The organism is Ruegeria sp. BI12 (genome assembly GCF_056537985.1).
In genome coordinates this window covers 1,377,537-1,395,475 of record NZ_JBQFSL010000001.1, presented here as the reverse complement: position 1 = coordinate 1,395,475, position 17,939 = coordinate 1,377,537, and the positions used below count along the sequence as shown (strand labels likewise).

At 56.5% G+C, this 17,939-nt stretch carries 18 protein-coding genes; 6 read left to right on the top strand and 12 right to left on the bottom strand.

Annotated features, from left to right (window positions below):
- Nucleotides 1-97 precede the first annotated feature (97 nt).
- From phoB to ACR0AK_RS07110, 10 genes are all read right to left on the bottom strand, one after another.
- Nucleotides 98-787 (bottom strand): phosphate regulon transcriptional regulator PhoB, encoded by a 690-nt coding sequence (phoB, locus tag ACR0AK_RS07155; RefSeq protein ID WP_170557315.1) that lies wholly within the window; start codon nucleotides 785-787, stop codon nucleotides 98-100.
- A gap of 12 nt (nucleotides 788-799) precedes the next feature.
- On the bottom strand, nucleotides 800-1,501 hold the full coding sequence (phoU, locus tag ACR0AK_RS07150; protein ID WP_170557313.1) for a phosphate signaling complex protein PhoU: 702 nt from the start codon (nucleotides 1,499-1,501) through the stop codon (nucleotides 800-802).
- 16 nt (nucleotides 1,502-1,517) lie between these two features.
- Nucleotides 1,518-2,315 carry a phosphate ABC transporter ATP-binding protein PstB gene (pstB, locus tag ACR0AK_RS07145; RefSeq protein WP_170557311.1) on the bottom strand — a complete coding sequence of 266 codons (798 nt, stop codon included), beginning with the start codon at nucleotides 2,313-2,315 and terminating at the stop codon, nucleotides 1,518-1,520.
- Between the two features lie 12 nt (nucleotides 2,316-2,327).
- Nucleotides 2,328-3,689, bottom strand: a complete 1,362-nt coding sequence (gene pstA / locus ACR0AK_RS07140; RefSeq protein WP_480792842.1) for a phosphate ABC transporter permease PstA — start codon at nucleotides 3,687-3,689, stop codon at nucleotides 2,328-2,330.
- Nucleotides 3,686-5,158: a phosphate ABC transporter permease subunit PstC gene (pstC, locus tag ACR0AK_RS07135; protein WP_480792841.1), complete on the bottom strand. Its 1,473-nt coding sequence runs from the start codon at nucleotides 5,156-5,158 to the stop codon at nucleotides 3,686-3,688. Before pstC ends, pstA begins: the two co-directional genes overlap by 4 nt.
- A gap of 84 nt (nucleotides 5,159-5,242) precedes the next feature.
- Nucleotides 5,243-6,283, bottom strand: coding sequence for a substrate-binding domain-containing protein (locus ACR0AK_RS07130; protein ID WP_480792840.1), 1,041 nt, complete (start codon nucleotides 6,281-6,283; stop codon nucleotides 5,243-5,245).
- A 196-nt stretch (nucleotides 6,284-6,479) separates the two neighbouring features.
- Nucleotides 6,480-7,526: an ATP-binding protein gene (locus tag ACR0AK_RS07125; protein WP_480792839.1), complete on the bottom strand. Its 1,047-nt coding sequence runs from the start codon at nucleotides 7,524-7,526 to the stop codon at nucleotides 6,480-6,482.
- 31 nt (nucleotides 7,527-7,557) lie between these two features.
- Nucleotides 7,558-8,082, bottom strand: a complete 525-nt coding sequence (locus tag ACR0AK_RS07120) for a gamma carbonic anhydrase family protein (protein WP_480792838.1) — start codon at nucleotides 8,080-8,082, stop codon at nucleotides 7,558-7,560.
- On the bottom strand, nucleotides 8,079-8,720 hold the full coding sequence (gene gmk, locus ACR0AK_RS07115) for a guanylate kinase (protein ID WP_170557303.1): 642 nt from the start codon (nucleotides 8,718-8,720) through the stop codon (nucleotides 8,079-8,081). The genes ACR0AK_RS07120 and gmk overlap by 4 nt, the downstream gene beginning before the upstream one ends.
- 17 nt (nucleotides 8,721-8,737) lie before the next feature.
- Nucleotides 8,738-9,628 carry a YicC/YloC family endoribonuclease gene (locus tag ACR0AK_RS07110; protein ID WP_480792837.1) on the bottom strand — a complete coding sequence of 297 codons (891 nt, stop codon included), beginning with the start codon at nucleotides 9,626-9,628 and terminating at the stop codon, nucleotides 8,738-8,740.
- A gap of 245 nt (nucleotides 9,629-9,873) precedes the next feature.
- On the opposite strand from ACR0AK_RS07110, the gene ACR0AK_RS07105 reads away from it, so the two are divergent.
- Entirely contained in the window at nucleotides 9,874-10,548 is a 675-nt protein-coding gene (locus ACR0AK_RS07105) for a PAS domain-containing protein (RefSeq protein WP_480792836.1), read from the top strand.
- Nucleotides 10,549-10,611: 63 nt separating this feature from the next.
- Here the strand turns inward: ACR0AK_RS07105 and ACR0AK_RS07100 are convergent, their stop codons facing one another.
- Nucleotides 10,612-11,982, bottom strand: coding sequence for a class II 3-deoxy-7-phosphoheptulonate synthase (locus ACR0AK_RS07100; RefSeq protein WP_480792835.1), 1,371 nt, complete (start codon nucleotides 11,980-11,982; stop codon nucleotides 10,612-10,614).
- A 169-nt stretch (nucleotides 11,983-12,151) separates the two neighbouring features.
- Here ACR0AK_RS07100 and ACR0AK_RS07095 point away from each other — a divergent pair, with 169 nt between their 5' ends.
- A complete protein-coding gene (locus ACR0AK_RS07095) occupies nucleotides 12,152-13,156 on the top strand; it encodes a GlxA family transcriptional regulator (protein WP_170557299.1) in 1,005 nt (334 codons plus the stop codon).
- Between the two features lie 7 nt (nucleotides 13,157-13,163).
- Here the strand turns inward: ACR0AK_RS07095 and ACR0AK_RS07090 are convergent, their stop codons facing one another.
- Entirely contained in the window at nucleotides 13,164-14,258 is a 1,095-nt protein-coding gene (locus ACR0AK_RS07090; RefSeq protein ID WP_480792834.1) for a PQQ-dependent sugar dehydrogenase, read from the bottom strand.
- Nucleotides 14,259-14,411: 153 nt separating this feature from the next.
- Here ACR0AK_RS07090 and ACR0AK_RS07085 point away from each other — a divergent pair, with 153 nt between their 5' ends.
- The 4 genes from ACR0AK_RS07085 to ACR0AK_RS07070 all read left to right on the top strand — a co-directional run bounded on the left by ACR0AK_RS07085 (nucleotide 14,412) and on the right by ACR0AK_RS07070 (nucleotide 17,913).
- A complete protein-coding gene (locus ACR0AK_RS07085) occupies nucleotides 14,412-15,593 on the top strand; it encodes an ABC transporter substrate-binding protein (RefSeq protein WP_170557297.1) in 1,182 nt (393 codons plus the stop codon).
- A 130-nt stretch (nucleotides 15,594-15,723) separates the two neighbouring features.
- A complete protein-coding gene (locus tag ACR0AK_RS07080; protein WP_480792833.1) occupies nucleotides 15,724-16,512 on the top strand; it encodes an ABC transporter ATP-binding protein in 789 nt (262 codons plus the stop codon).
- A complete protein-coding gene (locus tag ACR0AK_RS07075; RefSeq protein ID WP_170413257.1) occupies nucleotides 16,509-17,339 on the top strand; it encodes an ABC transporter ATP-binding protein in 831 nt (276 codons plus the stop codon). Before ACR0AK_RS07080 ends, ACR0AK_RS07075 begins: the two co-directional genes overlap by 4 nt.
- 250 nt (nucleotides 17,340-17,589) lie before the next feature.
- A complete protein-coding gene (locus ACR0AK_RS07070; RefSeq protein ID WP_170557293.1) occupies nucleotides 17,590-17,913 on the top strand; it encodes a hypothetical protein in 324 nt (107 codons plus the stop codon).
- Nucleotides 17,914-17,939: the final 26 nt, after the last annotated feature.

Here is a 17,939-nt window from a genome sequence, read left to right as displayed (position 1 = left end):
GCAAAATACCCTGCGATTTATGCGAATAACAGCCACAGTTTCGCATCGTTCTATGAGTAAACCGCATAGAACAGGGCTGTCCGCCCTGCCCTTTAGTTTACCCCAGCGCGTATCCTGCACCGCGGACAGTGCGCACCGGGTCGTTGCCACCGTGCTGTGTCAACGCTTTGCGCAAGCGACCGATATGAACATCTACCGTTCTGGTGTCGACGTAAATGTCACGACCCCAGACCCGGTCCAATAACTGCTCACGGCTCCAGACACGGCCGGGCTTCTCCATGAACGTGCTCAGCAAACGAAATTCGGTCGGGCCCAGTTTCAAAGGCTTGCTGCCCCGGCTGACCTTGTGGGTTTCGGAGTCCAAAATGATATCATCGAACTCCAGCCGGATACCGACCGTTGCTGGGCGAACCCGGCGCAGTTGCGTACGTACGCGCGCCATGAGTTCGACAACTGAATACGGTTTGACCACATAGTCATCCGCACCAGTTTCCAGGCCGCGGACCTTGTCCACCTCTTCGGACCGTGCAGACAGCATGATGATCGGTATTGCACGTGTATCCGGACGTGTCTTCAGGCGGCGGCACACTTCGATGCCGCTGAGATTGGGCATCATCCAGTCCAAAACAATGATATCGGGGCTGTCTTCATCGACCAATAGCAACGCCTCGTCACCATTGGCCGCCTTGGATACGCGAAACCCTTCGGCTTCAAGATTGTAGGCCAGCACTTCACGCTGAGCCGGCTCATCCTCAACAACCAGAACCGTGGGCTGATCAGCGGACATATTCATTGTCTCCTAGACGGTTTGCGAGGTGATATCAGCTTTGGGGCGTGCTTCCGTCGGCCGCTCTCCGGTCACGAGGTAGACAACCTGTTCTGCAATGGCGGTGACGTGATCGCCCATCCGTTCTATGTTTTTGGCGATGAAATGCAGGTGCATGCAGGACGAGATGTTGCGTGGATCTTCGGCCATGAAGGTCAGGAACTCGCGGAACAGACCGTTATACATCTGGTCAACTTCCTCATCGCGTTCGATCACGTCGGTGGCGAGTTCTGCGTCGCGCTGGATATAAGCGTCCAGTGCATCGCGCAGCATTCGTTCAACTTCGCGCGCCATGCGGCGCAAGGCGGCGGCGCTGCCGTTAATCTCGCCAGCGTCGACCAGAACCGTTGTGCGTTTTGCGATATTCTTCGAATAGTCGCCAATGCGTTCCAGGTTGGCTGAAACCTTCAACACGGACAGAACCAGACGCAGGTCGCCCGCTGTTGGCGCCCGCAGCGCGATCAACCGCGCGGTTTCTTCGTTGATCACGTCCTCAAGCGCATCAATGGCCTTGTCGCCCTGACGCACCTCCTGAGCAAGTTCGACATCGCGGGTCTCAAGCGAACGCGCGGCATTCATGATCGCTGCTTCGACCAGTCCGCCCATTTTCATGATGTAGGCCTGAACCGCTTCGAGGTCGCGGTCGAATGCAGATGCAATATGTTGTTCGGTCATGTTCAAATACCTGTCCTCAGCCGATACGGCCGGTGATGTAGCTTTCCGTGCGGGGATCTTCGGGGTTGGTAAAGATTTGGCCGGTCTCTCCGAATTCCACGAGGTTGCCCAGATGGAAAAACGCTGTTTTCTGGCTGACCCGTGCGGCTTGTTGCATCGAGTGGGTCACGATCACCACTGAATAACGCGAGCGTAACTCGTCAATCAGTTCCTCGACTTGCGCAGTCGCAATCGGGTCCAGCGCCGAGCACGGCTCGTCCATCAACAACACCTCGGGTTCGGTTGCGATAGCCCGCGCGATGCACAGACGCTGCTGCTGGCCCCCCGACAACCCCGTGCCTGGGGCGTCCAGACGGTCCTTGACCTCATCCCATATGGCACCGCGACGCAGGGATTTTTCCACGATATCATCCAGTTCCGCCTTATTCTTGGCAAGACCGTGGATGCGCGGACCGTATGCCACGTTGTCATAGATCGACTTCGGAAACGGATTCGGTTTTTGGAACACCATTCCAACCTTGGCGCGTAACTGCACAGGGTCGACGCGCTTGTCATAGATGTCCTCGCCATCCAGCAGGATATCGCCCTCGACCCGGCAGATATCAATCGTGTCGTTCATCCGGTTTAGGCAGCGCAGGAAGGTCGACTTGCCACACCCCGACGGACCGATAAAGGCCGTTACGGTCTTGTCTTCGATCTGAACATCCACGTCTTTGATGGCGTGGGTGTCGCCGTAATATACCTGAACGTTGTTCGCGGCGATCTTGATGGCTTTGGAGTCCACGGTTCTCTCCACTCGTGTCATGTCATTCATAATAGCCCCCATTTACCAGCGGCGTTCAAAGCGGCGACGTAGCAGCACCGCAATCGTGTTCATTGTGACGAGGAAGATCAACAGGATGATGATGCCCCCCCATGCGCGTTCGTAAAAGGCCGGATCGGCGCGCTTGGACCATTCGTAGATCTGCGCCGGCATGGCCGAGTTCGGTGACAGGAAGCCCGCGACAATGCCATCGGGCGGGTTCGAGGCGATAAAGCCCACCATGCCGATCAGCAGCAGCGGCGCGGTTTCCCCAAGCGCCTGCGCCAGACCAATGATGGTACCGGTCAGAATACCGGGCGCAGCCAGCGGCAGGACATGGTGGAACACCGCCTGCATTTTCGAGGCCCCTACCCCAAGCGCCGCATCACGGATCGACGGCGGAACCGCCTTCAACGATGCGCGGGTCGAGATGATAATCGTCGGCAAAGTCATCAGCGTCAGAACCAGACCGCCCACCAGCGGCGCGGACGTCGGCAGGTGCATATAGTTGATAAACACGGCCAGGCCCAGAATACCGAACACGATGGATGGAACGGCGGCCAGGTTCGAGATGTTGACTTCGATGATATCGGTCAGCCTGTTTTGCGGCGCGAATTCCTCGAGATAAATCGAGGCGGCGACGCCAATGGGCAGAGCCAGCGCAAGCACCACGAACATCATGAACAGAGAGCCCAGCATGGACACCCCGATCCCCGCAGCTTCGGGTCGTTGGTCCGAGGCGTCAGCACCAAAAATGAAGTCCGGGTTAAACGCCTTGTAAAGAACACCGGCATCCAGCAGCTGGTCTACGAAATCCAGCTGCTCAACCGAGATGCTCTTGTCGTTGGCGATCGAGTCGCGGGTTACCCGACCCTTCATGTAGCCATCGACACGGCTGTTGACCAAAAAGCGGAAACTGACCGTCTTGCCGATCTCGTCGGGGTTGGCAATCACATAGTTCCGCAGCTCTGCCTGAGCCGCCTTGGACAGGATCTTGCCCATGTCCTTAGCTGACAAATCCGTCTGAATACCAAGTTCTGCAACTTCGGATTCCAGCGCAGACGCGATCAGAGGTGCATAACCGAAGGTCGAAACCTTCTTGATGTCCTCGATATTGCGGTTGCCTTTCTTGTCCAGTTTGTCGGCCTTTAGATCGACATCAAGTTCCAGAAAGCTTTGCTGAAAGGCGCCGGTTCCGGCTGTGACAATATTGGTCACCAGAACGATCAGCATCAGCAACCCGATACCGATGGCCGCGATGCCGTACATTTTGAAACGGCTCTCAGCTGCGTTGCGTCGTTTTGTGCGTGCGTCTTTTTCGAACAGCGAACCACCTTTGGGCTGTGCGGTCGGAGCAGCGTCAGGCGTGTGGGAAATATCGGTCATTCGTACTGCTCCCGGTATTTGCGTACGATGTAGAGGGCGAAGATGTTCAGCCCCAGCGTGATGATGAACAGGGTCAGACCCAGCGCAAACGCCACCAGAGTTTCGGGGCTGGCAAAGTCAGTATCGCCGGTCAGCTGGCTGACGATCCGTGTGGTGATGGTGGTCATCGCCTCGAACGGATTGCCCGAGAATTTGGCGATTGCACCCGCCGCCATCACAACGATCATCGTTTCACCGATGGCGCGGCTGGCGGCCAATAGGATCGCACCCACGATACCCGGCAGCGCAGCCGGAAGGATCACATTGCGCACAGTTTCCGAATGAGTGGCGCCAAGGCCCAGCGAGCCATCCCGCATAGATTGAGGTACTGCGTTGATGATGTCATCCGACAGAGATGAGACAAACGGGATCAGCATGATCCCCATAACCAGCCCGGCGGTCAGAACCGCGTTCGAACTCGCCATCCAGTCTACTCCCAACGCGCCACCGTTGCCAAACATCGACACAAGCGCAGGCCCCACAGTCAGCAAGGCAAACAGGCCGTAAACAATGGTCGGAATACCGGCGAGAATTTCAAGCAAAGGTTTGGCAATGGACCGTGTCGCGCCCGAGGCATACTCTGACAAGTAAATCGCGGCGAACAGGCCAATCGGCACCGCCACAAGAAGCGCGATCAGAGAGATATACAGTGTCCCCCACAGCAGCGGCAGGATCGACAGTTCACTGCCTCCGCGGAAGTTCGGAGCCCATGTGCTGCCGAAGAAGAAGTCCTTCCACGAATGCAATTGGAAGAAGTTCATCGTCTCAAACAGCATCGACAGGACAATGCCAATAGTCGTCAGGATCGCGATCGACGCAGCCAGCAACAGCAGGGCAAGAACTCCCTGCTCTACCACGTTGCGGGCGCGGAATTCCTTGTGCGTCCGCACATAGGCAAATGCTGCGCCGAGCAGAGCCAGCGCCAGAACTACGACTTGCATCGCAATCGTCCCAGTCGATGTCATGCTGCGGAATTTCTGTGCCGCGATCAGAATGGGTTGAGTGATATCCTGCGTCAGAACCTGACCGGCGTCTTTCAGCGTTTCAGTTAGCGCTTCAATATCTGCATTGCTGTCTTGCGCTTGTACTTCACTTATCGCACCGCCTGCGACGGCGCCGTCCAAACCGTAGGCGACACGTCGCACCTCGCTCATGGTCAAGCTGCGATCCGACCCTTCCGGAATTGCCTGATCGGGAATGAGGCCGGACACCGTGCTGTTCACGATCATCGGCTGAGCAAGCAGCCAGACGATTAGAACGCCAATTGCCGGAACCAAAGCCGTCAGCGCGACGTTGTAGCCATAGTAAGACGGCAGAGAATGCAAGTCGCGGGCGTCACCACCTGCACTTGCCAGTGCGCGGGACCGACCCGCGAAATGTCCGATCACTGCCAGCGCAAGCAGGATAAGCAACAGCCAGGATAACGCCATGAGAACTCCGTAGGGATGGCAGAGATGGAGTCAAAAAGAACCGGGGCGTGCAAAAAAACGCCCCGGTTCCGTTCGTAAGAGTGATTAGGAACCGCCGCCCAGAACGGTTTCGTTGGCAACAGCTTCCTGTACCTTGACCAGCTCAGGGTCGGATACCAGGCCGTATTCGGCCAGCGGGCCGTCGGGCCCAGCGATCTCGTCAGCGACAAAGAACTCAGCGTATTCTTTCAGGCCGGGGATCACGCCGATATGTGCTTTCTTCACGTAGAAGAACAGCGGGCGCGAAACCGGGTATTCGCCGGTTGCGATCGACTCGGTCGAAGGAACAACGTCAGACATGGTTGCGACTTGCAGCTTGTCGGTGTTGTTCTCGTAGAATGCCAGACCAAAGACGCCGATGCCGTCTTTGTTGCTGTCGATGCGGGCCAGAGTTTCGGTGTAGTCGCCGTCGATGTCGACAGAAACGCCGTCGGTACGGATGGCGATGCACTGCTTTTCAGCTGCTTTCTTGTCGTCGCCGGCGGCTGCCTTGAACACTTCGAAATCGCCCAAGTGCTCACAACCTGCCAGGATAACCTTGTCTTCAAAAACTTCACGTGTGCCGTGCTTGGTGCCGGGAATAAAGGTAGCGATAGGTTGTGCCGGGAATTCCGGGTTCACGTCGGCCCAGGTTTTGTTCGGGTTGTCGACAACTTCACCGTCTACAACGATTTTCGCGGCCAGCGCTTTGTACCAGTCTTCCGGCGTGAACTCGAACGAGTTGCCGTTGATGTCGGATGCGAAAACGATGCCGTCATAACCGATCTGAACTTCGATAATGTCGGTTACGCCGTTTTCAGCACAGGCTTTGATTTCTTTTTCACGGATCGCGCGCGAGGCGTTTGCAACGTCGATGGTGTTTTCGCCAACACCTTCACAAAAGCGCTTTAGACCAGCAGAAGAACCACCCGATTCAACAACCGGTGTCGGGAAGTCAAAGTTTTCACCGAAGGCTTCAGCCACGATCGAGGCATATGGCAGCACAGTCGACGAACCGGCAACCTGAACTTGATCACGAGCGGCGGCCGTGGTGGCCGATACAGCAGCGATGGTGAGAGCCGAAGCCGACAGTTTAACAAAGGACATTACAGTCTCCTTGAGAAAGGTAAATTCTGATCACCCCCATGATGATCTTGGGGCGAACCCCTAAGAGGCGTCGGTAAGCCTTTTGTGACAAGTTCGTAACGGTTTTATGACACGTAACGATTTTCTTACGTTTTCTTAACTTGACCCCACGGAACACCGTTCGCGTTCGAAATGGACCTGCGCTGGAAGCCCGAGGTCAGCGTGGCAAAATCACTGTAAATACAGAACCTTTGCCCAGGGTGCTTTCGACACGCAACCGGCCCCTGTGGCGATTGACGATGTGCTTTACAATCGCCAGGCCCAACCCTGTACCGCCCAATTCGCGGGACCTGTGACTATCGGCGCGATAGAATCGCTCGGTCAGACGCGGAAGGTGCACCGCATCAATTCCCGGTCCTTTGTCCGCAATCTGCACCCGCACCGCAGGGCCGCGCATGGCAATGTCGCTTTCTGACACCTGAATGTGGACATCTACTCTGCCGCCGCTGCCGCCATATTTGATGGCATTCTCGATCAGGTTCGTAAATACCTGCCGCAGTTGATCGCTGTCCCCAGTTATCGAGATCGGTTCCGATGATGCTACCAGTGTCATTTCGACATCTGCAGCCTCGGCAAGCGGGCGTAGCGTCGCCAGTGTCGACTGCATCAAATCTGTAAGATCAAGAAGTTCCTTGGGTCGGACCCTTTCTTGGCTCTCCACGCGGTTCAGCGATAGCAGATCTCCAACCAGCCTGTTCATCCGGTTGGCTTCGTCAGCCATTATCTGCAAAAACCGTTCTCGTGCAGTTGCATCCTCGCGCGCGGGACCGCGCAGCGTTTCTATGAACCCCATTAATGCGGTCAGCGGTGTGCGCAATTCATGACTGACATTCGCTACGAAGTCGCGCCTCATCTGCCCGGCTTGTTCCAGATGCGTGACGTCCTGAAAAATGACCATCACCGCACCGCCGTCCACAGCACCAACACCGTTCATATAACGGCACTGAACTTCGAACGTCGTATCCTGTGCGCCGTCGTTCGACAGATGCCGAGTATTGGCCGGGCCTTTGCTGCGCAAGCTTTGTTCTATCGCGTCAATGACCTGCGGCTGCCTGAGAATGGTGGCAAAGTGCCGGCTTTCGATGTTCTGCCCAAGCAAGGTTTTGGCTTCTGTATTGACTGCAATGATCCGTTCGGTCTGGTCAACCATCAAAGCCGGTATCGGAATGGCCGACACAATTTCAGCAAGCAGGTCGTTTGACATAACGGTGCCTTTCGATGCAGGTGCGATCGCTCTATTGAACGGGCTTCATCATGTCTCGAAATGCGCGCATGTTCTGTTGATAGTGTAATGCGCTGAGGGTGATCTTTTTTGCTGCAGCTTCATCGAGCTCCCGCACAACTTTGCCCGGCGACCCCATGACTAACGAATTGTCGGGAATTTCCTTGCCCTCGGTGATTAACGCCCCTGCCCCGATCAAACAGTTCTTTCCGATTTTCGCGCCGTTCAGAACAATTGCGCCCATACCGATCAACGTGTTTTCCCCAATTTCGCAGCCATGCAGCATGACCTTGTGCCCGACGGTGCAATTTTTACCGATGGTCAGCGGGTATCCGGCATCGATATGCATGACGCAGTTTTCTTGAACGTTGCTGCCCTCGCCTACGCGGATCTCTTCGTGATCAGCACGGATGGTGCACCCGAACCAGACCGAGGCCCCCTGTTCAAGCACGACTTTCCCAATCAGATTGGCATCCGGAGCAACCCAGGTGTCTTCGTGGATTTGCGGAGCGTGATTACCCAGAGCGTAAATGGTCATGCCAAACCCTCAAATTCATTTTGCAGCGTGCGGACGTGGTTCTGTAACGTGGGTTGCTGAATACGGCGCATGCGTTCGGCGCTGACAATGGTCTTAAGTTTTTCTTCAGTGGCATCCAGATCGTCATTGATCAGAACATAGTCGTAGTAACCCCAGTGGCTGATTTCATCCCAGCTTTTGAGCATGCGCTTTGCGATCACGTCCTCACTGTCCTGACCCCGCGTTTCCAGTCTGCGGCGCAGCTCGGGGATGGAGGGAGGCAGAATGAAGATCGACAGAGCGTGCTTGCCAAGGTCCGAGTTTCGAATCTGCACCTCGCCCTGCCAGTCCACGTCAAACAGCACGTCTTTGCCCCCGGTAATGGACTCGCGAACCGGACCGGCCGGTGAGCCGTAGAAATTCCCGAAGACATGCGCGTGTTCCAGCATCTGCCCCTCGGACACCTGCTGCCGGAATGCATCCTCGCTCAGGAAGTAGTATTCGCGCCCGTCTTCTTCACCCGGACGCGGTGCACGGGTGGTGGCCGAGACCGAAAACTCAAGATCTGTGTCCCATTGCATCAGTCGTTTGGCCAGTGTCGATTTGCCGGCCCCTGATGGCGAGGACAGAATGATTAAAAGGCCGCGTCGATCCGCCATTAAAAGCGCTCCTGTGTTTATTCTACGTTCTGCACTTGCTCGCGCATCTGGTCTATTACGACCTTTAACTCAAGGCCAACCGCTGTCAGTTCCGCATTCTGGGCTTTCGAGCATAATGTGTTGGCCTCCCGATTGAACTCTTGCATCAGGAAGTCAAGTTTGCGGCCGACAGGTGTATCCTGAGCCAGCAAATCCCGCGCAGCCACGACATGAGCCTTCAGTCGGTCGATTTCTTCAGTGATATCCGCCTTGACGGAAATAATTGCCAGTTCCTGCGCCACGCGGTCGGGATCGACTCCTTGCGCGTTGTCCAATACCCGCGCAAGATTTTCCCGCAACGCTTCGGACATCTTGTCTTTGCGCTGCTCAGCCAGTTCTGCCGCTTGAAAGGTCAGAGCCGCCACCTGGCCCAATTGTTCTTCTAGAACGGTTGCCAACGCCCGGCCTTCAGTCCGGCGCATTTCGATAAAGTCGCTCAACAAGCCGCCGAATTCTGTCGTCAACTGGCCAACCAATGGGCCGGGATCGTCGGCATCATTGCCAGCATCCAACATCCCCTTGAGCGAAATCAGGTCGGCGGCGGTCGAAGGGCCAAGGGTCACATCCTTTGCGATGGCCATCTCCTGCGTTCGTGCCACCGCCTCAAGTACGGCGTCCATTGCGGCTTCGTTCAGCACAAGGTCTGGCTGCGTTTCATCGCGACTGACACGTAGGGACAATGATACATTGCCCCTGCTCAATTGTTTTGAAATCGTGGCGCGCAAAGCGGCCTCAAGCCCGGTTAACCATTCCGGAACCCGCAGACGCATGTCGAGCCCCTTGCCGTTCACACTGCGCAATTCCCACGTCCAGCTATGTGGCCCGAAAGCCCCCTTGCCCGAGGCGAAACCCGTCATGGATTTTATCATGCCTGCCCTTTCCGTAGCTGCCCGTCTTCAGTTTGCTGGGGGCACCTAATGCGAACTGTACGCACAGGGCAAGAGTTTGCTGACTCTGCGTTTGTTCGCGAGTCGTTAACCATTCGTTAAAGATTTGCTCCAAAATTGAATCAACCCGCGTCAATCTAGCACTTGCGAACGCTGGTCTCGTACGGAGGTCCCCGGTCGTTAGAATTTTAGGAAAATGACGGTCGATAGACGCCAGGGTGACAATGATGAAAACCATTTTCGGGAACGGTTTCGGGGCAAGTTTTGGAAAGATCGTCGCTATGGATCGTTTTGACAGCGGGCGCAGCCTTTCGCCCATCCGCCAGGCCGAGGCGTATTGGACCGCACTTCTGACGGGTGACGGCGTTCCCATGCGGTCGCAAATCGACCCTCGCGGGCTTGAGAACATTCTGGAATACACGTTCATTCTAGAACGCATCGCCCCCGGTTTGACCCGGTTCCGTCTGGCTGGCAGCCATTTGAATTCGCTGGCCGGAATGGAAGTGCGCGGCATGCCGCTAACATCCTTTTTTGAACCGGGCACACGGGAAAAGATCAAGAATGTTTCAGAACAGGTATTTGCGCAGCCTACGATAGCCAACCTAAATTTGGAATCTTCGGGCCAGTTGGGCCGTGTTGAACTACAGGCCCGCATGGTTCTGTTACCTCTAAAAAGCGATCTGGGTGATGTCAGCCGCATTTTGGGAGTATTGGTCAGCGACGGTGCAATCGGGGCGACACCCAGGCGGTTTACGATTTCGGAAAACAATATGCGTCCGGTTGCGGATATTCAGATTCGCCAACAAAAGCCGCAGCCGCTTCAGGCTAGTTTTGCCGAAGATCAGCACAGTTTTGATCCTCCTGGCTCACATCTGCGGTTGGTTGTGTCGCGCGATGACTAACTCGAAAAGAAAAAAAAAAGGCGGGCCATTTCAGCCCGCCTTTGCGTTCTTCTGAAGCGACTCTTAGCTGGCCGCTCGCTTGCTGCCATTGCGACGCTGGTTTGTCAGCTCTTCGGCCACCAAGAAGGCCAGTTCCAGCGACTGCGATGCGTTCAAGCGCGGATCGCATGCGGTGTGGTAGCGATCAGACAAGTCTTCTTCGGTCACAGCCCGCACGCCACCCGTACATTCGGTAACGTCCAAACCAGTCATTTCGAAATGCACACCACCGGGGATAGTGCCTTCGGCTTGATGGACGCCAAAGAAGTCGCGAACTTCGCGCAGGACAGAGTCGAACGGACGGGTCTTGTACCCGGTTGCCGACTTGATAGTGTTGCCGTGCATCGGATCGCAGACCCAAGTGACTTTGGCACCCTCTTCCTTCACGGCTTTGATCAGACGCGGCAGGTGTTCGCCTGCTTTGCCGGCACCGAAACGGGCGATCAGGGTCAGACGACCCTCTTCGTTTTCCGGGTTCAACTTGGCCATCAGAACCTTGAGGTCCTCGGCGGTTGTGGTCGGGCCACATTTCAGACCAATCGGATTCAAGACACCGCTGCAGAATTCCACATGTGCACCATCTGGCTGACGTGTACGGTCGCCGATCCAGATCATGTGACCGGATCCTGCAAGCCAATTCCCGGATGTCGAATCAAGACGGGTCAGCGCCTCTTCATATTCCAGCAGCAGGCCTTCATGGCTGGTATAGAACTCGACCGACGAGAATTCATGCGTGGTATCCGCGGTGATGCCAGCGGCCCCCATGAAATCAATGGAGTCCTGAATGCGATCAGCAATTTCAGAATACTTCTGAACATCCTGCCCATCGGCGAAGCCCAAGGTCCAGGAATGCACGTGACTCATGTCCGCGAAACCGCCCGTCGAAAAGGCGCGCAGCAGGTTCAGTGTCGCTGCCGCTTGGGTATAGGCCTGCAGCATCTTGCCGGGATTCGGAATGCGAGCTTCAGGTGTGAAAGCCAGCTCGTTGATGATGTCACCGCGGTAGCTGGGTAGCTCAACACCGTCCAGAACCTCGGTCGGCGCACTGCGCGGCTTGGCAAACTGACCCGCCATGCGGCCCACTTTGACCACAGGCACCTTGGCGCCATAGGTCAGCACCATTGCCATCTGCAGCATCACCTTGAAAGTGTCGCGAATTGCATCCGCGCTGAATTGCTCAAAGCTCTCAGCACAATCCCCGCCCTGCAACAGGAAAGCCTCGCCGCGACCGGCGGCACCCAGATGTTGTTTCAGGCGCCGTGCCTCGCCAGCAAAGACCAGCGGGGGATACTGAGAAAGCTGAGCCTCGACTTTGGCCAGCGCGGCCGCGTCGGTATAGTCTGGCATCTGAACCCGGGGCTTGTTGCGCCAGTTCGTTTTTTGCCATTCGGTCATAGCTTTGATCTCCGCTGAAGTAGTCAGGTCGTCTCTATACAAAATGCATTGAAGAGTGACCATATACGATTTGCGCCTCTTGACGGGGGAAACAAGCTTTGATCATGGTGGCTGGCAACAACGACGCCGGACGCCACGTAACACGGCGCCGAATCAAGGACACCAAGCCATGCAAGAGCAACGCCAAGTTGTCACAGTGGAAGGCGCTGAGGCCAATCCTCGCCATTTTGTATTTGTCCTTTTGGACAAGTTTTCTCTGTTGTCCTTTGCCTCGGCGCTGGACAGCCTGCGGATCGCCAATCGCATGGGCGACAGGGAGCTTTATTCCTGGACACTGGCCGGTGAAGGCGGCGACACGGTCAGTTGTTCAGCTGGTACTACGTTCAAGCTGGATTCCGACCTGAACGAGTTGCAGCGAGATGATGTGGTTCTGATCTGCGGTGGCGTTGACGTTCAACTGGCGACGACCAAAAAGGTACTGAACTGGGTCCGCCGCGAGGCTCGGCGCGGCCTTCGGATCGGTGGTCTGTGCACGGCAGCCTATACGTTGGCCAAAGCCGGATTGTTGGACGGCAAGCGCGCAACGATCCACTGGGAGAATTCGGACAGTTTCATTGAAGAATTCGACGAGGTCGAGCTTACCAAATCCGTGTTTCAGATCGACGGAAACAGGATGACAACCGCGGGCGGCACGTCCTCGATCGACTTGATGCTAAAAATCATCGCAGACGACTATGGTGAAGATCTGGCGAATGCCGTGGCGGATCAGATGATCTATTCTTCGATCCGTACCGATCAGGACACCCAGCGCCTGTCGACCCCGACCCGGATCGGCGTGCGCCATCCCAAGCTGAGCCAGGTCATCCTGATGATGGAAAAGAATATAGAGGAGCCGATTTCGCCTTCGATTCTGGCTAAAGACGTAGGCATGTCCACGCGACAGCTGGAACGCCTGTTCCGGCGGTATCTCAGTCGCTCGCCCAAGCGCTACTACATGGAACTGCGCCTGCACAAAGCACGCAACTTGCTGATGCAGACGGATATGAGTGTGATCAACGTGGCTTTGGCTTGCGGGTTTGCCTCGCCCAGCCATTTCTCAAAATGCTACCGTGCGCACTACAACACCACGCCCTATCGCGAGCGTGGTGCACAAAGCGGTCGGCTTTCCGTCTGATCTGCGCCTATCCGGGGGTCATTCGATAGATGGCCCCCTGTCCCACAGAGATGAACCAGATCGACCCGTCGTCGGCTTCGACTATGTCGCGCACACGTTCGGTTTCAGGACCCTTTATCTGCTCGACCTCGCGCAGCGGTGATCCTTCAAGGCGTGAGATGTAGTCGAATTTAAGTGACCCAACGAAGATATCGCCTCGCCACTCCGGCCACAGTTTGCCGGAATAGACCAACAAGCCCGAAGGCGCGATGGACGGGTCCCAGTAGTGTTCGGGCTGTTCCATGCCGGGTTTCGATGTTCCCTCACCAATCTTCTGACCCGAATAATGGACGCCATAGGAAATCACCGGCCAGCCATAATTGCGCCCCGGACGGATCAGATTCACCTCATCCCCGCCCTGCGCGCCATGTTCCGATATCCACAGTCGCCCGCTCAGGTCCAATCCCGCGCCTTGTGGGTTCCGATGGCCAAATGACCAGATCTCAGGCCGAATTCCATCTTGCCCGACAAATGGGTTATCGGCGGGCACGGTGCCATCGCGATTGATGCGAATGACAGTCCCCATATGGTTTGACCGGTCCTGCGCCGTTGGACGGTCGCCACGATCACCTATCGTTACAAACAGCGTTCCGTCCTGCGCCTCGACCACACGGGAACCGAAATGCCGACCGGTGGAACCTCCGGGAACCGCTTCGAAGATGACCCGCACATTGTCTAACCGGTTCCCGTTTTCAGACAGGCGCGCCACAGCAACTGCAGTTCCGGCACCGCCGCTTTGGGGTTTGGAGAAGGTCAGAAACACTTCTCGGGTCTGTGCAAAATCCCGGGCCACGGTGATATCCAGCAACCCGCCCTGCCCGTTTGCAGCCACCTTGGGAACACCGGCAACACGTTTTGCCTTGCCTTCCGAGACGAACAAAAGCTCTCCGTCACGTTCCGTGACTAAAATACTTCCGCCGGGCACAAGACCGATCGCCCAAGGCGCATCCAGCCCCGTGACCACGGGCGTGACTTGTACGGTCCCGGCTGAAGTCTGCAGGGTATCGGCGCTGGCGGGTCCAGCAAAAACCGACAGGACCAGAATCGCGAATGCCCTAAACATGAGAATCTCCACCTTTCAAAAACCGAGACAAGTTCATCAAAACAAATAGGTTTATTCCTGGCAAAAACACATTTGCGTTAGGACTTTTCTTTTCCAGACAGCTTGCCTAGGGTCGTGCGCAGAACGAAAACGTTCCAATTAGGGAGTAACCATATGAAAAAGCTGCTTACAGCAACTGCAGCATCCGCCCTTCTGGCTGGCCCCGCGCTGGCCGAAGACGTCACTCTGGGCGTTCTGTTTGGGTTCACCGGCCCGATTGAATCTTTGGCACCTGCCATGGGTTCGGGTGCCGAGCTGGCGATGGCCGAAGTAACCGAATCTGGCAAACTGCTGGACGGTTCCGCCGTCACTGCATCGCGCGCGGACACCGGCTGCATCGACAACGGTCTGGCAACCTCGAACGGCGAACGCATGATCGCGGACGGCGTTGCTGGCATCATCGGCGGCGACTGCTCGGGCGTGACCGGCGCGATCCTGCAGAACGTTGCGATTCCAAACGGCATGGTCATGATCTCGCCGTCGGCGACATCGCCCGGTCTGTCGACCATGGAAGACAACGGCCTGTTCTTCCGCACCGCTCCGTCGGATGCGCGTGAAGGTGAAGTGATGGCCGACATCCTGAAGGATCGCGGCATTAACTCAATCGCCCTGACCTACACCAACAACGATTACGGCAAGGGTCTTGCAGACGCGATCCAATCCTCGTTCGAAGCAGCCGGTGGTGAAGTGACCATCGTTGCCGCGCACGAAGACGGCAAGGCAGACTACTCGGCTGAAGTTGGTGCGCTGGCATCGGCGGGTGGCGATATTCTGGTTGTCGCAGGTTACCTGGATCAGGGTGGCCTGGGCATCATCCAGTCCTCGCTGGATAGCGGCGCATTCGATACGTTCGGTCTGCCGGGCGGCATGATCGGTGACTCGCTGCCCTCGAATGTTGGCCCTGATCTGAACGGCTCGTTCGGTCAGATCGCTGGTTCGGGCGGTGAAGGTGCTGAAAAGTACTTTGCCATGGCCGAGGCTGCAGGCTTTGACGGCTCATCGCCCTACTCGCCTGAATCCTATGACGCGGCGGCTCTGTTCATGCTGGCCATGCAGGCCGCAGGTTCGACCAACCCGGCCGAGTATGGCGCCAAGATCATGGACGTCGCCAACGAACCGGGTGAGAAAATCTATCCGGGTGAACTGGCCAAAGGTCTGGAACTGCTGGCCGCAGGTCAGGACATCGATTACGTCGGCGCGTCGGGCGTTGAGCTGATCGGCCCCGGTGAAAGCGCCGGTTCGTATCGCGAGATCGAAGTCACTGACGGCGAAAACAAGACCGTCAACTTCCGTTGATCCGGCGCAAAACGGTATAAAATCAAGCAGCCCGGGCCTTGTGTCCGGGCTGTTTCAATGAAAAAAGGCCGCACCTCACCTTTTGGGGATGGGGAAGCAGAAACACCGACAAGGGTGGCTAGGGGAAAAGATGATCGTCGTCGAAGACGTGCACAAGCATTTCGGCGGGTTTCACGCGGTGGATGGGGCGTCGCTGGAAATCCAAAAAGGTTCGATCACGGGTCTGATCGGGCCAAACGGAGCGGGAAAAACCACTCTGTTCAACGTGATCGCGGGCGTCCTGCCGCCAACCAGCGGCAAAGTCTTCATGGGCGGCGAAGAGATCACCGGCCTGCCCCCGCATGACCTGTTCCACAAGGGTCTCCTGCGGACATTTCAAATCGCGCACGAATTCTCTTCGATGTCATGCCGGGAGAACCTGATGATGGTGCCCGGCGCACAGTCCGGGGAATCGCTGTGGAACACTTGGTTCGGGCGCAAACGCATCGCAGACGAAGAGCGCGCGCTGAAAGCCAAGGCTGATGAGGTGTTGGAATTCCTGACCATCGAACACCTGGCCGACCACAAGGCGGGTCAGGTTTCGGGCGGTCAGAAGAAACTGCTGGAACTTGGCCGCACCATGATGGTCGATGCCAAGATCGTGTTTCTGGATGAGGTCGGTGCAGGTGTGAACCGCACCTTGCTGATGACCATCGCCGACACGATTCTGCGCCTCAATAAAGAACGCGGTTACACTTTCGTCGTCATCGAGCACGACATGGATTTCATTGGCAAGATCTGCGACCCGGTCATCTGTATGGCCGAGGGCAAGGTTCTGGCCGAAGGTACCCTGGACGAGATCAAGGCCAACGAGCATGTGATCGAAGCCTACCTGGGCACCGGCCTGAAAAACAAAGACAAGCTGGAGGCCGGGGCGTGAGCGACAATCCCTATCAGGATGACAAGGGCAACAAGGATGCCTCAATCACCAATACCCACGGGGTTGGCACCATGACGCCTGCGCATACGAAAAGCGGCGAAACGCATAAGGTAGAGGGCGGCCCCTTTCTGATCGGCGACACCATGACCGGCGGTTACGGCAAAGGGCCGGACATCCTGCACGATTGCACCATCGCCGTCGACAAGGGTGAGATTGCAGTCATCGTTGGCCCCAATGGCGCTGGTAAATCAACAGCGATGAAAGCTGTCTTTGGTATGCTGGATGTCCGTTCCGGCGCGGTGAGGCTGGATGGAGAGGATATCACCAACCTCACTCCACAGGATCGCGTGATCCGTGGCATGGGCTTTGTGCCGCAGACTTCGAATATCTTCACGTCGATGACAGTCGAAGAAAACCTTGAGATGGGTGCCTTCATCCGCCGCGACGATATCAGCCAGACGATGGAGCAGGTCTATGACCTTTTCCCCATCCTGCGTGACAAACGCAACCAGCCGGCCGGGGAGCTGTCGGGCGGTCAGCGTCAGCAGGTCGCCGTCGGCCGCGCGCTGATGACCCAACCCAAGGTTCTGATGCTGGACGAACCAACTGCCGGTGTCTCGCCCATCGTGATGGACGAGCTATTTGACCGGATCATCGAAGTGTCTCGCACCGGCCTGCCGATCCTGATGGTCGAACAAAACGCCCGCCAAGCGCTGGAGATCGCCGACAAGGGGTATGTGCTGGTTCAGGGGCGAAATGCCTATACCGGTACGGGCAAGGAACTGTTGGCTGATCCGGAGGTTCGGAAGAGTTTCTTGGGTGGGTGAGTTTAAGGCCGTGGCAATGCGGACTGGAGTTTTAATGGAGTTCCTCAATGCCATTATGGCGCTCTCCAATGTCATCCTTGTTCCCGAAATTCTCCTACCATCCCAAGATTTCCACGCGTCGGCTGCAATCCGGTCACATTGTGCGTTTAGCGCCGGGCTTTGTGAAGGAAACGGTTTCCCGGTCAACCAAAGTTAGCTCCGTGAAATCAAGCGAACCTTCTGAATGAAAAACTCTATTCAGGACCCATAAATGAAAAAATGGATGTGTGTGGCCGTCGCCACCTTGTGCGCAACCGCCGCAACTGCGGAAGAGCGCCACTTTGTCTGCGTCTCAGACCGCGACGGCAGCGAAGTGCGCCTCAACAGGGCACCGGAAGGAGACAAGGGCAACATCGAAACTGCGAACATTTCCGGCGATGCCATGGTGCTTAAAGGCGTTGGCAACATGACGTTTGTCTATATCGAAGGCGCAGATGTCATGACCTTTGTCGTCCACTATGACGATATGTCTTATGATCTTTCAGTCAAAGGCCCGCATGCCGGTACCGATCACGGGACATGTAAAGAAGTCTAAGTGCTCTCCCAGAGAACCCCGAAACA

What these genes read in the sequence shown, in the direction of transcription:
- phoB (WP_170557315.1), bottom strand. Translation starts at nt 787, where the DNA reads ATGTCCGCTGATCAGCCCACGGTTCTGGTTGTTGAGGATGAGCCGGCT.
- phoU (WP_170557313.1), bottom strand. Translation starts at nt 1,501, where the DNA reads ATGACCGAACAACATATTGCATCTGCATTCGACCGCGACCTCGAAGCG.
- pstB (WP_170557311.1), bottom strand. Translation starts at nt 2,315, where the DNA reads ATGAATGACATGACACGAGTGGAGAGAACCGTGGACTCCAAAGCCATC.
- pstA (WP_480792842.1), bottom strand. Translation starts at nt 3,689, where the DNA reads ATGACCGATATTTCCCACACGCCTGACGCTGCTCCGACCGCACAGCCC.
- pstC (WP_480792841.1), bottom strand. Translation starts at nt 5,158, where the DNA reads ATGGCGTTATCCTGGCTGTTGCTTATCCTGCTTGCGCTGGCAGTGATC.
- ACR0AK_RS07130 (WP_480792840.1), bottom strand. Translation starts at nt 6,283, where the DNA reads ATGTCCTTTGTTAAACTGTCGGCTTCGGCTCTCACCATCGCTGCTGTA.
- ACR0AK_RS07125 (WP_480792839.1), bottom strand. Translation starts at nt 7,526, where the DNA reads ATGTCAAACGACCTGCTTGCTGAAATTGTGTCGGCCATTCCGATACCG.
- ACR0AK_RS07120 (WP_480792838.1), bottom strand. Translation starts at nt 8,082, where the DNA reads ATGACCATTTACGCTCTGGGTAATCACGCTCCGCAAATCCACGAAGAC.
- gmk (WP_170557303.1), bottom strand. Translation starts at nt 8,720, where the DNA reads ATGGCGGATCGACGCGGCCTTTTAATCATTCTGTCCTCGCCATCAGGG.
- ACR0AK_RS07110 (WP_480792837.1), bottom strand. Translation starts at nt 9,628, where the DNA reads ATGATAAAATCCATGACGGGTTTCGCCTCGGGCAAGGGGGCTTTCGGG.
- ACR0AK_RS07105 (WP_480792836.1), top strand. Translation starts at nt 9,874, where the DNA reads ATGAAAACCATTTTCGGGAACGGTTTCGGGGCAAGTTTTGGAAAGATC.
- ACR0AK_RS07100 (WP_480792835.1), bottom strand. Translation starts at nt 11,982, where the DNA reads ATGACCGAATGGCAAAAAACGAACTGGCGCAACAAGCCCCGGGTTCAG.
- ACR0AK_RS07095 (WP_170557299.1), top strand. Translation starts at nt 12,152, where the DNA reads ATGCAAGAGCAACGCCAAGTTGTCACAGTGGAAGGCGCTGAGGCCAAT.
- ACR0AK_RS07090 (WP_480792834.1), bottom strand. Translation starts at nt 14,258, where the DNA reads ATGTTTAGGGCATTCGCGATTCTGGTCCTGTCGGTTTTTGCTGGACCC.
- ACR0AK_RS07085 (WP_170557297.1), top strand. Translation starts at nt 14,412, where the DNA reads ATGAAAAAGCTGCTTACAGCAACTGCAGCATCCGCCCTTCTGGCTGGC.
- ACR0AK_RS07080 (WP_480792833.1), top strand. Translation starts at nt 15,724, where the DNA reads ATGATCGTCGTCGAAGACGTGCACAAGCATTTCGGCGGGTTTCACGCG.
- ACR0AK_RS07070 (WP_170557293.1), top strand. Translation starts at nt 17,590, where the DNA reads ATGAAAAAATGGATGTGTGTGGCCGTCGCCACCTTGTGCGCAACCGCC.